The sequence below is a fragment of the Microbacterium sp. TWP3-1-2b2 genome (assembly GCF_049896145.1).
Taxonomy (GTDB): domain Bacteria; phylum Actinomycetota; class Actinomycetes; order Actinomycetales; family Microbacteriaceae; genus Microbacterium.
The window spans coordinates 228282-242657 of the sequence record NZ_JAFCTS010000001.1 but is presented as its reverse complement, the minus strand read 5'-3'; the positions used below and the strand labels follow the sequence as shown (position 1 = coordinate 242657).

14 protein-coding genes are annotated in these 14376 nt (G+C 66.2%); 6 read left to right on the top strand and 8 right to left on the bottom strand.

The genetic code is table 11. The features are described from left to right. The first annotated feature begins 21 nt into the window (after positions 1-21). The 4 genes from ACP7AR_RS01205 (at position 22) to ACP7AR_RS01190 (ending at position 3869) form a co-directional block, all read left to right on the top strand. Positions 22-1227, top strand: coding sequence for a YihY/virulence factor BrkB family protein (locus tag ACP7AR_RS01205; RefSeq protein ID WP_426181697.1), 1206 nt, complete (start codon positions 22-24; stop codon positions 1225-1227). Positions 1228-1237: 10 nt separating this feature from the next. Then, positions 1238-2077, top strand: coding sequence for an exodeoxyribonuclease III (locus tag ACP7AR_RS01200; protein WP_426181695.1), 840 nt, complete (start codon positions 1238-1240; stop codon positions 2075-2077). Positions 2078-2190: 113 nt separating this feature from the next. Then, positions 2191-3195: a tryptophan--tRNA ligase gene (gene trpS / locus ACP7AR_RS01195; protein WP_426181692.1), complete on the top strand. Its 1005-nt coding sequence runs from the start codon at positions 2191-2193 to the stop codon at positions 3193-3195. Positions 3196-3230: 35 nt separating this feature from the next. Then, positions 3231-3869 (top strand): DUF4064 domain-containing protein, encoded by a 639-nt coding sequence (locus ACP7AR_RS01190; protein WP_426181689.1) that lies wholly within the window; start codon positions 3231-3233, stop codon positions 3867-3869. Positions 3870-3893: 24 nt separating this feature from the next. Here ACP7AR_RS01190 and pth read toward each other — a convergent pair whose 3' ends face one another. Together pth and ACP7AR_RS01180 are read right to left on the bottom strand one after the other, a co-directional pair. Then, positions 3894-4475, bottom strand: a complete 582-nt coding sequence (pth, locus tag ACP7AR_RS01185; protein ID WP_426181686.1) for an aminoacyl-tRNA hydrolase — start codon at positions 4473-4475, stop codon at positions 3894-3896. Positions 4476-4576: 101 nt separating this feature from the next. Then, positions 4577-5200, bottom strand: a complete 624-nt coding sequence (locus ACP7AR_RS01180) for a 50S ribosomal protein L25/general stress protein Ctc (protein ID WP_426181684.1) — start codon at positions 5198-5200, stop codon at positions 4577-4579. Between the two features lie 223 nt (positions 5201-5423). Between ACP7AR_RS01180 and ACP7AR_RS01175 the strand changes: the two genes are divergently transcribed. Together ACP7AR_RS01175 and gndA are read left to right on the top strand one after the other, a co-directional pair. Beyond that, the gene (locus ACP7AR_RS01175; protein WP_426181682.1) at positions 5424-5549 is read left to right on the top strand and encodes a hypothetical protein; all 126 of its coding nucleotides are present in this window, start codon (positions 5424-5426) and stop codon (positions 5547-5549) included. A 103-nt stretch (positions 5550-5652) separates the two neighbouring features. Then, on the top strand, positions 5653-7101 hold the full coding sequence (gndA, locus tag ACP7AR_RS01170; RefSeq protein WP_426181679.1) for an NADP-dependent phosphogluconate dehydrogenase: 1449 nt from the start codon (positions 5653-5655) through the stop codon (positions 7099-7101). A 54-nt stretch (positions 7102-7155) separates the two neighbouring features. Here the strand turns inward: gndA and ACP7AR_RS01165 are convergent, their stop codons facing one another. From ACP7AR_RS01165 to ACP7AR_RS01140, 6 genes are all read right to left on the bottom strand, one after another. Next, entirely contained in the window at positions 7156-8394 is a 1239-nt protein-coding gene (locus ACP7AR_RS01165; protein ID WP_426181676.1) for an FAD-binding oxidoreductase, read from the bottom strand. 62 nt (positions 8395-8456) lie between these two features. Then, the gene (locus ACP7AR_RS01160; RefSeq protein WP_426181674.1) at positions 8457-9476 is read right to left on the bottom strand and encodes a zinc-dependent alcohol dehydrogenase; all 1020 of its coding nucleotides are present in this window, start codon (positions 9474-9476) and stop codon (positions 8457-8459) included. A 19-nt stretch (positions 9477-9495) separates the two neighbouring features. Beyond that, a complete protein-coding gene (gene dgoD, locus ACP7AR_RS01155; protein WP_426181671.1) occupies positions 9496-10647 on the bottom strand; it encodes a galactonate dehydratase in 1152 nt (383 codons plus the stop codon). Further along, a complete protein-coding gene (locus ACP7AR_RS01150; protein ID WP_426181668.1) occupies positions 10644-11171 on the bottom strand; it encodes a gluconokinase in 528 nt (175 codons plus the stop codon). The genes dgoD and ACP7AR_RS01150 overlap by 4 nt, the downstream gene beginning before the upstream one ends. A gap of 3 nt (positions 11172-11174) precedes the next feature. After that, entirely contained in the window at positions 11175-12059 is an 885-nt protein-coding gene (locus ACP7AR_RS01145; RefSeq protein ID WP_426181665.1) for a carbohydrate ABC transporter permease, read from the bottom strand. Next, entirely contained in the window at positions 12056-14362 is a 2307-nt protein-coding gene (locus tag ACP7AR_RS01140; RefSeq protein WP_426181662.1) for an extracellular solute-binding protein, read from the bottom strand. Before ACP7AR_RS01140 ends, ACP7AR_RS01145 begins: the two co-directional genes overlap by 4 nt. Positions 14363-14376 lie beyond the last annotated feature (14 nt).

The window sequence follows — 14376 nt, the reverse complement described above, 5'->3', positions numbered from 1 at the left end:
GCCCTTGGATAGGGTGAGGGCGTGTCTGATTCTGAGGCGGATGCGTCCACCGGGCGTGTCGACGGTGCCGTGGAGCGCGCGACCGCCCTGGCACGGCGCACCCTGGCGCTGTTCCCGGTGCGCGTCTGGCGCCACTTCCTCCAGAACAACGGGTTCCTCCTCGCTGCCGGTGTGAGCTATCAGGCGCTCTTCGCGATCTTCGCCGCGATCTACCTCGCGTTCGCGATCGCCGGGCTGTGGCTCGGCGGCAGCAGCGAGGCCGTCGACGCGCTGATCGGTGTCGTCAACAGCTACGTCCCGAACCTGATCAGTCCTGACAGCGACTTCCTCACCCCTGATGACGCGAAGGAGATCGCCGCGAACATGAGCGGAGTCCTCAGCGTCACCGGCCTCATCGCCCTCGGAGCGGTGATCTGGACGGCCATCGGGTGGGTGACGTTCTCCCGCCGTGCCGTGCGGGACATCTTCGGCCTTCCTCCTGACCGACGAAGCTACCTGCTGCTCAAGGCGCGGGACCTGCTCGCTGCGGCGATCTTCGGCATCGCACTGATCCTCGGCTCCGCACTCAGCTCTGCGAGTGCGGCGTTGCTGAGCTGGCTCCTCACGCAGCTCGGGTGGGGTTACAGATCCGGTGCCGTCGATGCGCTCATCCGCATCGGCAGTGTCGCGGTCTCGTTCGCTCTGCTGTCAGCCGCCCTGGCGGCGATGGTCCGCTTCCTCACCGGGACGTCTCTGCGCTGGCGCACGATCTGGCCGGGTGCATTGCTCGGCGGTGCGGCCATGACGTTGCTGCAGTTCGGGGCCGGCTTCCTGCTCAGTTACACCCCGGCCAATCCCCTCCTGGCCACCTTCGCGATCTTCGTCGGTCTTCTGCTGTGGTTCCGCATCAACGGCGTGGTCATGCTGGTGGCTTCCGCCTGGATCGCCGTCTCAGCCCAGGATCGCGATCTTCCGCTCCTGCGGCAGAGCGAGGACGAGCGCATCGCCGCCGAGTACCAGGCGCTGGTGGTCGCGGCACGGGTGCGTCTGCGCGAGGCAAGACAAGCGCAGGAAGATGCCAGCTGGTACCGCGCATGGAGCACGCAGCGGGCGGTGCGCGCTGCTTCGGCGGAACTCGACGCACTCCTCGCCGACCCGCCGAAGATCACGATGCCGGACACCGCTGCCCCTCATCGACTGCTGACAGAACTCGCGCGGTCGCGACGCGATGTCGGAGGCGCTGGCTAGGCTTGATCGTATGCCTCATCTGCGTATCGCCTCGGTAAACGTCAACGGAATCCGGGCGGCAGCCCGCAACGGGATGAGCAGCTGGCTCGACACCGCAGACGTCGACATCCTCACCCTGCAAGAGGTCCGCGGTCAGGATGAACACCTTGAAGCCGCCCTTCCGGGCTGGTCGATCGTCCACGATGAGGCGACCGCGAAGGGCCGCGCAGGCGTCGCGATCGCGAGCCGCACCCCCGCGCTGGCGGCCCGTACCGCCTTCGGGGCGGACGACTTCGACTCGAAGGGCCGCTGGATCGAAGGCGACTTCCTCATCGGTGACCGCACACTGACGGTCGTGAGCGCCTACGTGCATTCCGGCGAGGCGGAGACGCCGAGACAAGAGGAGAAATGGAAGTTCCTCGAGGCGTTCGGCGATCGACTCGTGGAACTGGGCCGAGATGACGCTCTCGCGCTCGTCACCGGCGATCTCAACGTCGGTCACCGCGAACTCGACATCAAGAACTGGCGCGGCAACCGCAAGAAGGCCGGCTTCCTCCCCCGCGAGCGTGCATACTTCGACCGCTTCCTCGGTGAGGCGGGAACGGAGATCACCGGCGTCGACGGCACGACCGGGCGCGGGCTCGGCTGGGTCGATGTCGGGCGTCGCTTCCACGGGGAGATCGACGGGCCGTACACCTGGTGGTCGATGCGAGGTCAGGCGTTCGACAACGACAGCGGCTGGCGCATCGACTACCACCTGGCGACGCCGTCGCTCGCGGCACGGGTCGAGACGTACAGCGTGGCACGCGCCGCGTCGTATGCGGAGCGCTGGAGCGATCACGCGCCGGTGGTCGTGGACTATTCGCTCTGACGACCCGCTGCGCGACCCAAGGAGGGGTTGTGCGGCGCAGGACGATGCGGGCACACGTGAGCTGATGGCGAGCGACGCAGAGTGCTTGCCGGCATCCCCGTAGGATTGAGACCGTGACGAAACCTCGCCTTTACTCAGGAATGCAGCCCTCCGCCGACTCCCTCCAGATCGGAAACTACATCGGGGCGCTCCTGCAGTGGCGAGATCTGCAGACGTCGTACGACGCATACTTCTCGGTGGTCGACCTGCACGCTTTGACCCAGCCGAACAACCCCGCTGAACTGCGCGAGAAGACGCGCCGCACTGCCGCGCAGTACATCGCGGCAGGAATCGAGCCCTCGAAGTCGACGCTGTACGTGCAGTCCCACGTGCGTGCGCACGCCGAGCTCGCATGGATCCTCAGCACCATCACCGGTTTCGGTGAAGCCGGGCGCATGACCCAGTTCAAGGACAAGTCATCCCGCTACGGAGCGGATGCGACTTCGGTCGGTCTGTTCACCTATCCGGTGCTGATGGCCGCCGACATCCTGCTGTACCAGACGGATGTGGTGCCGGTCGGCGACGATCAGAAGCAGCATGTCGAGCTGACCCGCGATCTCGCCGAGCGATTCAATTCGCGCTTCGGCGAGACCTTCACCGTGCCGATGCCGGTGATTCAGAAGGACACGGCACGCATCTACGACCTGCAGAATCCGACGGCGAAGATGTCCAAATCTGCCGAGAGCGACGCCGGCGTGCTCTGGATGCTGGAGGACCCGGCCAAGTCGGCCAAAAAGGTCATGCGCGCCGTGACCGACAACGAAGGCAGCGTGCGATTCGATCGGGAGTCCAAGCCCGGCGTCTCGAACCTGCTGACGATCTACGCGGCGCTCTCGGGCCGCCAGGTCGCCGCGATCGAAGATGAGTACGCCGGCCGCGGCTACGGTGATTTCAAGAAGGGCCTCGCCGAGGTCGTCGTCTCTGAGTTCGAGCCGGTGCGCACACGCGCCCTCGAGCTCCTGGACGACCCCGCCGAACTCGACCGCATCCTCGCCGCGAACGCGGCACGTGCCGATGCGGCGGCCGATGCGACGCTCGCCGATGTCTACGAGAAGGTCGGCCTGCTGCGTCGAGTCTGACGAGCCCGTCAGCCCCGCGCTCTAGGATGGTGTCCGTGACCGACCCGCAGCTTCCGCCGCCCTCGTCCAACGGCCATGTGCCTCCGGTTCCGATGGCGCCAGGGCAACACCCGCCGATCACTCCGTCGTACTCGGCGCCCGGATATCAGACGCCTGCTGCCCCAGACGGCCAACTGCCGCCTGCCCCGGCGTACCAGGCACCTCCGGGCGCATATCCGGCGCCTGTCGGCGGCTACGGTGCACCTGCGGGTGGGTATCAGCCGTCAGATGCTCCGCAGGCGCCCAAGTCCTCAGCGCTCGGCATCGTGGCGTTCGCGCTGTCGGTCGTCGCCGCCGTGGTCGCGTCGATCATCGGCGGTGCCGCCGGCTACCAGATCGGCTTCACTCTCCCGACCGTGATGCAGGAGATGAACGAGTCGACGAGCGATCTGTCCTTCCTCGCTCCGGTGCGCGATCAGGTGCTGATGGGCGAGGTATCGTTCTGGCTGGGCACACTCGCCGGCATCGCCTCGATCGTCCTCGGCATCATAGCGATCGTGAAGCGCGCGGGTCGCGCATGGGGCATCACTGCGCTGATTCTCGGCGTGATCGGTCCGGTGATCTTCTTCACAGTGCTCGGTGTCGCGCTCGGAGTCGGTGCGGGCGCCGGTTCCGCGACGTTCTACGGCGCCTGATCGAGCGGCACTGGTGTGGCGGGATCAGCGCGGAGCGTGATGCTTCTGCTGCGCAGCCAGCAGCCCTTCGGTGACGAGCAGTTCAACCGCATCCGCTGAGTCGGCGACGAGGATCGGAAGCGTCTCCCGCTCGGTCTTCCCGAACGGTGACAGGACCCAGTCAGCGGGATCCTGTCGTCCAGGTGGCCGGCCGATTCCGACGCGCACTCGGGGGAAGTCAGCAGTGCCGATCGCGCGCGCGACATCACGAACGCCGTTGTGTCCCCCGTGCCCGCCGCCGATCTTGAGCTTGAGCGTGTCGAAAGGGATGTCGAGTTCATCGTGGACCACGACAGTGCGCTCGGGTGGGACCGAATAGAACCTGGCCAGAGCTGCCACCGGAGTGCCAGAGACGTTCATGAACGTATTCGGCTTCGCCAGCACGAGTTTCTCGGCGCCGGGGCGCACCCAGGTCTCCACCACGCGCGCACCGCCCTTGTGCTCACGGAAGCTCTCGCCACGGCGTGCGGCGAGTTCGTCGACGACCAGCTGCCCCACGTTGTGCCGGGTCGGCTCGTACCGGGGTCCTGGATTGCCCAGTCCCACGATCAGCCAGGTGTCGGCCATACCTCTCACGCCTTTCGAACGTCGTCAGGATACGACAGAGGGGACGCGATGCGCTCGCGTCCCCTCTGCGGTGGTGTGCCTGTGCACGAAGTGCGAGTGGATTACTCCGCAGCAGCCTCGTCGGACTGTGCCTCAGCGGCCTCGCCCTCGGCGGAGACCTCTTCGGTCTCGTCTTCGGTGGCTTCAGCCGTCGGGACGTAGATCGCGACGATCAAGGTCTCGGGGTCGGCCAGCAGCGATGCGCCCTTCGGGAGCTTCACGTCGGCAGCAGTGATGTGCTGTCCCTCTTCCAGTCCCTCGACGGAGACCTCGAAGTTCTGCGGGATGTGCGTAGCCTCGACCTCGACGGCGAGCGAAGTCGCATCGAGGTTGGCGACGGTGCCTGCGAACGGCTCACCGACGACGACGATCGGAACGTCGACCTGGATCTTCTCGCCCTTCTTCACGACGAGAAGGTCGATGTGCTCGATGATCTGGCGCACGGGGTCGCGCTGAACGTCCTTGACGAGGGCGAGCGAGGCCGTGCCCTCGATGTCGAGCTCGAGCAGCGCGTTCGCGCGGCGGATGATGAGCGAGACCTGGTGGCCGGGCAGTGCGACGTGCACAGGCTCGGTGCCGTGGCCGTAGATGACGGCGGGGATCTTGCCGGCTGCGCGCAGGCGACGGGCGAAGCCCTTGCCGAACTGCTCGCGGACCTCGGCGTGGACCTTGGTGTCCTCAGACATGGATTCTCCTTCGGGGCACACGGCGAACTACTCGCCGCGTGGTGGTCTATTGGTCGGCTTCCCGGACGCAGACGTGCGAAAAAGCCACGAGGCTTGGTTCGCCGCGTCGATAACGGATGCCGCGCACGCGGAGCATCCCTCGCCGAGGAACTCCTCTATCGTACCGGATCACCGAGTAGGCTGAAACTCAGCTTCTTTCCCCTCGCAGAATTCGGAGTCCGGCATGCTCGACGGCGCCTTCCTCTCACACGTCCTCCTCTGGCTCATCGGCGCCATGACGGTGTGCGCGACCGTGTTCACCATCGGTGCGCTGTTCTCGATGGGACGCACCAGCTACCGCAAGGACTGAGCCCCGGTCATCGGCCGCGGCATCCGGCGACACACACGCGCACCGGCCGTACCCGCGGCGATATTCTGGGACCGTCCCCTACTTCACAACCGAGGAGCAGTCTGTGCCCGAAGCATCAGCGAACATCGGAGTCGTCGGACTCGCCGTCATGGGTTCGAATCTCGCCCGCAACCTCGCATCCCGCGAGGGCAACAAGGTGGCGATCTTCAACCGCAGCTATTCGAAGACGGAGGAGTTGGTCACGGCGCACCCCGAGGCCGGATTCATTCCCGCGACGAACTACGCCGAGTTCGCGGCATCGCTGCAGAAGCCGCGCACTGCGATCATCATGGTCAAAGCCGGCGGTCCGACCGACGCCGTGATCGACGCGCTGACCGAGGTGTTCGAGCCTGGCGACATCATCGTCGACGGCGGCAACGCGTACTTCCCCGACACGATCCGCCGCGAGAAGGCCGTCCGCGAGACCGGCATCAACTTCGTCGGCGCGGGGATCTCCGGCGGTGAAGAGGGCGCACTGCTCGGCCCGTCGATCATGCCCGGCGGCTCGGACGAGTCGTGGGTCACGCTCGGACCGATCCTGAAGTCGATCGCCGCAGTCGCCGAGGGCGAGCCGTGCGTGACGCACATCGGCCACGACGGCGCCGGCCACTTCGTGAAGATGGTGCACAACGGCATCGAGTACGCCGACATGCAGCTCATCGCTGAGGCCTATGACCTGATCCGCCGCGGCACCGGCAAGACCCCGGCCGAGATCGCGGAGATCTTCGCCGAATGGAACAAGGGCGAGCTCGAGTCCTACCTGATCGAGATCACGGCCGAAGTCCTCCGCCAGATCGACCAGGCCACCGGCAAGCCGCTCGTGGACGTCATCGTCGACCAGGCCGGCGCCAAGGGCACCGGTGCATGGACCGTGCAGACCGCCCTCGCACTCGGCGTCCCCGTCTCCGGCATCGCCGAAGCCACCTTCGCCCGCTCGCTGTCCTCGCACCCCGAACAGCGCGCCGCAGCCACCGCACTCCCCGGCCCTGACGACGAGTTCGTCGTCGCCGACCACGACGCGTTCATCGAAGACGTCCGCCTCGCCCTCTACGCCTCGAAGATCGTCGCCTACAGCCAGGGCTTCGACGAGATCCGTGCCGGTGCGGCAGAGTACGACTGGAACATCGACCTCGGCGCGGTCTCGAAGATCTGGCGCGGCGGGTGCATCATCCGCGCCCAGTTCCTCAACCGCATCGCCGACGCGTATGCGGACGACGCCGACCTGCCCGTCCTGCTGACCGCACCGTACTTCGCCGAGGCGATCACGCGTGCGCAGTCCGCCTGGCGCCGCGTCGTCGTCGCGGCAGCTCAGGCCGGCATCCCGGCCCCGGCGTTCTCGTCATCGCTGTCGTACTACGACGGCATCCGCGCCGACCGCCTCCCCGCAGCCCTCGTGCAGGGACAACGCGACTTCTTCGGCGCGCACACCTACAAGCGCATCGACAAGGAAGGCACCTTCCACACGCTGTGGTCAGGCGACCGCACCGAGATCGAAGCCGAAGACACTCACTGACACGCGACCCGTGTGGAGGGGCCGGCGACCGCGAGGTCGCCGGCCCCTCGTGCGTCACGAGGCGATGTTGTGATTGCGTCGGAAGGTGTTCTGCGGGTCCCACTTCGCCTTCACCGTGCGCAACCGGTCGTGAGCAGCGGGTGTGAACATGCCGGCCACCGCCTGAGGTCGCTCCGTGTCGGCGAAGTTGCCGTACTCGGCGAGCCGACCCGATTCGATCTGACGCCAGTCGGCGAGGATCGCGGCTCGTGCGGCGTCATCGATCATCCCAGGGATGTCGAATCCTCCGGCCATCACGAACCATGACGCCGATCGAGCAGGGAACGGCGTCTCCTCCTGAGACACGTCGCCGAATGCCCCACCGAGCGAGCGCAGGAACACCACCGAAGCCGGGTACGCCGCGCGGAACGCCACGAGGCGGTCGATGAGATCGTCGTCGAGTTCGGCATAGAGGCCGTTGCCCCCGATGAAACCGGGAGGAGCAGGCGCGTCCTCCCCCGCCTCCGGCGCGGGCATCTCGAGCAGGATGTCGCGGTACGCCGGGGTCGTCACGTCAGACACGATCCCCTCCAGCGCTGCGATCGGCGCGAGCGTGGATCGCAGCGCCGCTTCGTCGTCTCCCGCCCAGACCGCGGCGAGACGTGCCCCTGCCTGCGCACTCGGATCCATCGCCGGAACGTCCATGTACGTCACGGTCAGCTCGCGCGGTGCGTTGCGCATCACGTCGCGAGTGGCGCGCAAGGCCGCACCCGCATCCCCGCCGATCGCATACTCTCCGTGCACGATCCCGGCGATCGGGTGCGCCTCGAAGTCGAAGCGCGTGACGACACCGAAGTTGCCCCCGCCGCCGCGCAGTCCCCAGAACAGGTCGGCGTTCTCGTGTGCAGAGGTCTCGACGATCTCCCCTGATGCCGTGACGACTTGCGCCCCCACCAGCTGATCGATCGCGAGTCCCCATGCGCGCACCATCCAGCCGATACCGCCGCCCAGCGTCAATCCGCCGACGCCGACGGTGGACGTGTCGCCGGAGCTGATGGCCAGCCCTGCTTCGGAGAGCGCTGCCGCGACCGCACCCCAGGTCGCTCCACCGCCGATGTGCACAGTGGTGCCGTCGATCCGGATGTCGGCGAGCTCGGTCAGCTCGATGCGCATTCCGTCTGATGCATCGCGCGACCACGGCCCGTGGCCGCCGGAGACGATCGTGATGATGTGTGAATCCTGGTGCGCGCGGCGCACCAGAGCGGCGACGTCCTCCGGCGTCGCCGGACGTACTGTGAGTTGGCTTTCTGTCATGCGCTCACGTTAGCGAGCGACGCCGACATCGTGGCCGGACCGCGCACATCCGGCCTTCGCCGTCAGCGAACCCGTCCGTCCTTCGGCACGACGACGGTCTTCAGCCCCGCGCCGCGCGCTGCGGCATCCAGGGCTTCGAAGAAGTCGTTCAACGGCACCTGCTCGGTGATGAGCGGGGTCAGCACGACATCGCCCTCCTCGATGAGCCGCATCGCCGTGCGCCATGACGTCGGAGTCGATGCGAAGCCGCTGGTGATGGTGACCTCCTTGTACAGCACGGTGTCGAACGGCAGCGTGACGTCGCGTCCGAATATTCCCACCTGCACGTAGCGCGCTCCTCGACGTGCCGCGTACAGCGCACCCGCGGAGCCCTGTGCCGACCCCGAGCATTCGATGACGACATCGAACGAGTCACCCACCGGCGCTTCAGTCGTGGTTTCGATGCCGATGACGGCGGCAACGGCGAGGCGCTCGGCATCGGCAGGAAGCCCTGCGAGTGTGACGACACCGCCGGATGCCTTCGCGACCTGCGCGGCGAGCTGGCCCATCGCACCAGGGCCGGTGACGAGCACCTGATCCCCCGGTTGCACGACAGGCGGATCGAGCAGACACTGCGCCACACAGGCGAGGGGCTCGCTCAGCACGCCGTCGAGGTCACCCGGCGTGTCGGGGAGGCGATGCAGATTGAGCACCGGGATCAGCATCTTCTCCGCGAATCCGCCGTTGCGGAACGACCCGATCGAGCGGCGATCTGCGCAGAGGATGCGTCGTCCGGCCCGGCACATGTCGCACACCTCGCACGCCGAGAAATACGTCTCGACCGCGACCTTCGCTCCGAGCCAGCCCGCATCCGTCTGCGAGCCGACGGAAGAGACGACGCCGAGGACTTCGTGTCCCATGACGACGGGACGCTCATGCGCGTACTCGTCGTGGGCGATATGCACATCGGTGCCGCAGATCCCGGTCGCCAACACGTCGATGACCGCCTGGCCCGGCGCGGCGATGGGAACCTCCACCGCTCCGATCGCGATCCCCTCGAGTCCTGGTCCGCGTTTGATCACGGCCGGCATCGTGGTGGTCATGGTCGTCTCCTGGGGATGTTCACCATTCCGCCACCGATCCGTCCGCGTGACGCCAGATCGGGTTCTGCCATCTCTCCCAGCGTGAGGAGACCTCACGTACTGCGCTCTCATCGATCTCGATGCCGAGGCCCGCCCCGGTCAACCGCTCGAAGCTGCCGTCGACGAACTTCAATGGCGATGTGTCGAGCACGTAGTCGAGCACCTCTGCGCCCTTGTTGTAGTGGATGCCGATCGACTGCTCCTGGATCAGATGGTTCGGCGTCGCGAAACCGACCTGGAGGCACGCGGCGAGCGCAAGGGGTCCCAGGGGGCAATGCGGTGCGATCACCGCGTCGAATGTCTCTGCGAGTGACGCGATGCGACGCACCTCGGAGATGCCGCCGGCGTGCGAGAGATCGGGCTGCGCGATCGCGATGCCGGCCTGCAGCACCGGGAGGAACTCCTGTCGGCTGTACAGTCGCTCACCCGTCGCGATCGGGATGCTCGTGGCATCCACCATCCTCTCGATCACATGCGAGTTCTCGGGGACGACAGGCTCCTCGATGAAGAACGGATGCAACGGCTCCAGCATCGGCGCCAATCGACGCGCCGTCGCGAGAGTGAAGCGACCGTGCAGGTCGACGGCGACGTCACGGTCGGGCCCGAGGGTCGCGCGCGCACTGGCGACCCGCGCGACGACAGCGTCGAGTTCTGCCACCGACCCATTGCGACTCATCTTCCCGGAGCCGTTCATCTTGACCGCCGTGAGCCCGACATCGAGCTGCGCCGAGATCTGGTCCGATATCTCCGCCGGGTCATCGCCTCCGACCCACCCGTACGCGCGGATCCGATCACGCACGGCACCGCCGAGCAGATCGTGCACCGGCACACCCAGGCGCTTGCCCTTGAGGTCCCACAGCGCCTGGTCGATGCCGGACACTGCGCTCGCGAGTACCGCACCGCCACGGTAGAACTGGCTCTTGGTGAGCACCTGCCAGTGATCCTCGATGAGCCCTGGATCGGTGCCGATGAGGTACTCGGCGAACTGATCCACCGCCGCCTTCACGACATCGGCGTAGCCCTCCAGCGACGCCTCGCCCCAGCCGACGAGTCCGTCGCTGGTCTCGATGCGGACGAAGAGCCAGCGCGGCGCGACGGGGAAGGACTCGACGCGGTCGATCATGGCCGTCATCCGAGTCCTCCTGTCTGCGAGCGGTAGTCGCTCGCGACCACATCGACGATCTCATCCGGCTCGGCGGTCACGCTGACCCGGATGCCGCGCTCGTCGGCGGCGAGCGGTTCGAGCGTGTCGTACTGCGACTGCAGCAGAGACGCCGGCATGTACTCGTGCGTGCGCGAGCCCACCCGCTCGCGCACCAACTCGATGGGCCCCCACGGCTCGACGAAATACACCAGTGGTTCATGACCGCGGATGAGATCGCGGTACTCGCGCCGCAAGGCGGAGCAGGCGACCACGACGCCGTCCCCATCCTCATGAGCGGCGAGAGCCTCGCCGACGGCGTGCAGCCACGGCACGCGGTCCTCGTCCGAAAGCGGCGTCCCCGATGCCATGAGCTCGACGTTTCGCGGCGAGTGCAGCTCGTCGCCGTCGATGAACCGGGCGCCGAGTCGCTGCGCGAGCATCCGGCCGATCGTCGACTTGCCGATCCCCTGCACTCCCATCACCACGATCGACGTTGGGCTTCCCGTACCCATGCCTCAACCCTTCGTCGCGCCGGCGGTGAGTCCGGTCACGATGTAGCGCTGGGTGAACAGCGCGATCAGCATGATCGGCGTCGTCACGACCACCGAGGCCGCCATCAGCGCACCCCAGTCGATCGAGGCGTAGCCGATGAAGTCGAAGATCGCCACCGGCAGCGTCTTCGTCGCATTGCCGGAGAGCACGAGGGCGAACATGAAGTTGTTCCACGAGAAGATGAACGACAGGATCGTCGCGGTCGCGATGCCAGGCACCGACAACGGCAGGGTGATCCGGAAGAACGCCCCGATCGCCGTGAGGCCATCCACCTGCGCTGACTCCTCCAGCTCCTCCGGCAACTGGTCGAAGAACGACATCATGATGTAGAGGATCAGCGGGAGCGACACGAACATGTGCGAGAGGATCAGCGGCAGGTAGCCACCGGTCATCTTCAACTGAGCGAAGATGAAGTACCACGGCACCAGCAGGCTGACGCCGGGGATGATGCGCGCGAGCAGCACCACCATCGCGGATTTGTTCATCAGGAATCGGCTCATCGCGTACGCCGCAGGCACGGCGAGCACGAGAGAGAGGCCCGTGGCCATGAAGGCGACGAAGAACGAGTTCCAGATGTAGACGAGATAGTTGCCGCGGCGCGGATCGAACACCGTGCCGTAGTTCTCGAGCGTCGGATCGAACAGGAACGCCTTGGTCGGATCGTAGATCTGCACGTTGAGCTTGAAGCTCGCCAGCACCATCCATACGATCGGCCCGAGGAAGGCGAGCACGATGAGCGCCAGCCCGACGAATCGCCCGACCGGGCCCCAGCGGAACTTCCGCCGACGCCGCATCGGAGGCTTCGCACCGCCGGTGACGAGCGTGCGGGTGTCTGCCGTGGTCGTCATGAGTCCTTGCCCTTTCTCTGCATCTGGAGAACCCAGATCACACCCAGGATCAGCAGGAAGAACAGGATGAGAACCGCCGACGCCAATCCGTACTCGTTGTAGTCGAAGCTCAACCCGTATGCGTAGACATTGAGCGTCTCGACGTCGTGGAAGGCGCCACCGCCCTTGCCCTTGGTGGCGTAGAGGATGTCGAATGTCTTCAGCGCGTCGATGCCGCGAAGCAGCACGGCGGCGATGATCACGGGCCGCATCAGCGGTACCGTCACGTACCAGAACCGCTGCCAGCCGTTCGCTCCATCGACCTTCGCGGCCTCCTGCGGCTCTTCTGAGAGGCCCGTGAGCCCCGCGAGCAGGATGAGCGCCACCATCGGCGTCCATTGCCAGATGTCGACGAACGTCAGCGTCGCCAGTGAGGTGGCCGGGTCGGCCAACCATGGCTGCGGGGGGATGCCGACCCAGGACAGCATCTCGTTCACGAAGCCGATGTTCGGCTCGAACAGGAGCCGCCACATCATGCCGACCGCGACGGGAGTCGCCACCAGTGGCAGCAGGATGATCGTCCTCACGACGCCCTGACCCCGGAACGGCTTCCACAGCAGCAGCGCGATGATCATCCCGAGGATCAGCTCGAAGAAGAGGGCTCCACCGGTGAATGCGAATGTGCGCCAGACGGCGGGCCAGAAGCGTTCGGTGTCGGTGAGAACCTCGACGTAGTTGTCGAGTCCGTTGAAATCGAACTTGCGTCTGACCGAGCGCTTGGCGTCGGTGAAGCTCAGGAAGAGCGTCCAGCCCAGCGGGATCGCGAGCAGCAGCGCGGTGAACACGATCGAGGGACCTGCGAACAGCCACTTGCGATGCCGGTTGGCCCAGAGGCTGAAGTGCTCCCTCGCCCCGACGTCCTCGGGGGTGCGTAGTGCAGTCATGAGTGCTTCCGTGAGGGTCTGCCGTCGCCGCCCCCCGTTCGGGACCGGGGGGCGCCCGGATCGGCGAGGGTGATAGGCGTCTTCGAGGAGGAACTCGTCGAACGCCTTGTTCGCGCTCTCGGCCGCGGCATCCACGTCGCCACCGGAGATCGCGGCGACGATCGGCTCACCGACGATCTCACGGGCCTCGGCGACCTGGATGACGAGCGGACGATCCTCACCCACACCGTTCTCACCGTTGATCTTGATCGCCTCGACGAGCTCGGCAGGGTATTCGGCGGTGGCGTCCGCGTCTTCCCACACCGAGGTGCGAGCGCCCATCACACCGAGCTTCGACATCTCGAGCGTGATCTCCTTCGAGGTCGCCCACTGGATGAACTGCCACGCCGCAGACTGATTCTCAGAGCTCTCGTTGATCGCGAGTGCCCACGCCGCCACGTTGTACGGCTTCGAACCGGCATCCCCCTCGGGGAAGGCGGCGAAGCCGACCTGCTCCGAGACCGTCGACTGCGAGGGGTCTGTCATGTTCTTGTAGAGGCTGTCGGCATCTGCGATGAACGCGGCCTGCCCCTGCTGGAACACTGCGAACGCCTCCGGCCAGCTCATCTCGGGGTTGATGGTGGCGTCGGTGTGCTTGCTGATCAGGTCGCCGTAGTACTGGTAGGCGCCGCGGGCCTCTTCGCTGTCGATCGCCGAGGCGCCGTCCTCGTCGATCCACTGGCCTCCGGAGCTGAACAGGAATGCGCTGAACTGGGTCACGGCCGCGGATTTCCCGGTGCGCCCGATGTAACCGGCGACCTCGGGGTGCAGCTCGTGGATCGCCGCTGCGGCGGCGTCGAGCTCTTCGAGAGTGGTCGGAACCTCGAGTCCCGCTTCTTCGAGCAGGTCCTTGCGGTAGTAGAGGACGGTCCGCTCAGTGATGATCGGGACGCCGACCACCGCATCCTCATAAGTGGTCAGCGATGCCGGTCCGGACTGGAAATCGGACCAGTCCCAATCCGAATCGTCTTCGACCTGCTCGGTGATGTCAGAGAGGTAGCCGTTACTGGCGAACAGCTTGTTCTCCTGCAGCGGGCGGTACATCAGCACGTCGATCTCGTCAGTGCCGGCATTGAGCTTGACGTTGTACTGGTCTGAGAGCTGGTCTTCCGCCAGTTGAGAGATCTCGACCTTCGCTCCGGTCTCCTCCTCGAACTCTGGGATGAGCTCCTTGATGGTCTCGGTCCAGACGTGGTTGGCGAGGGTGACACGAATGGTGGTGCCTTCGATTCCCTCGCTCTCGTCGATCTCCGAGCCCGAGCTGCAGCTGACCAGCGTTCCTGCGACGACTGCCGTGGTTGCCGCCGCGAGGAAGCGGGCGGTCTTGGATCGGTACTTCACTGTGACTCCGTCCT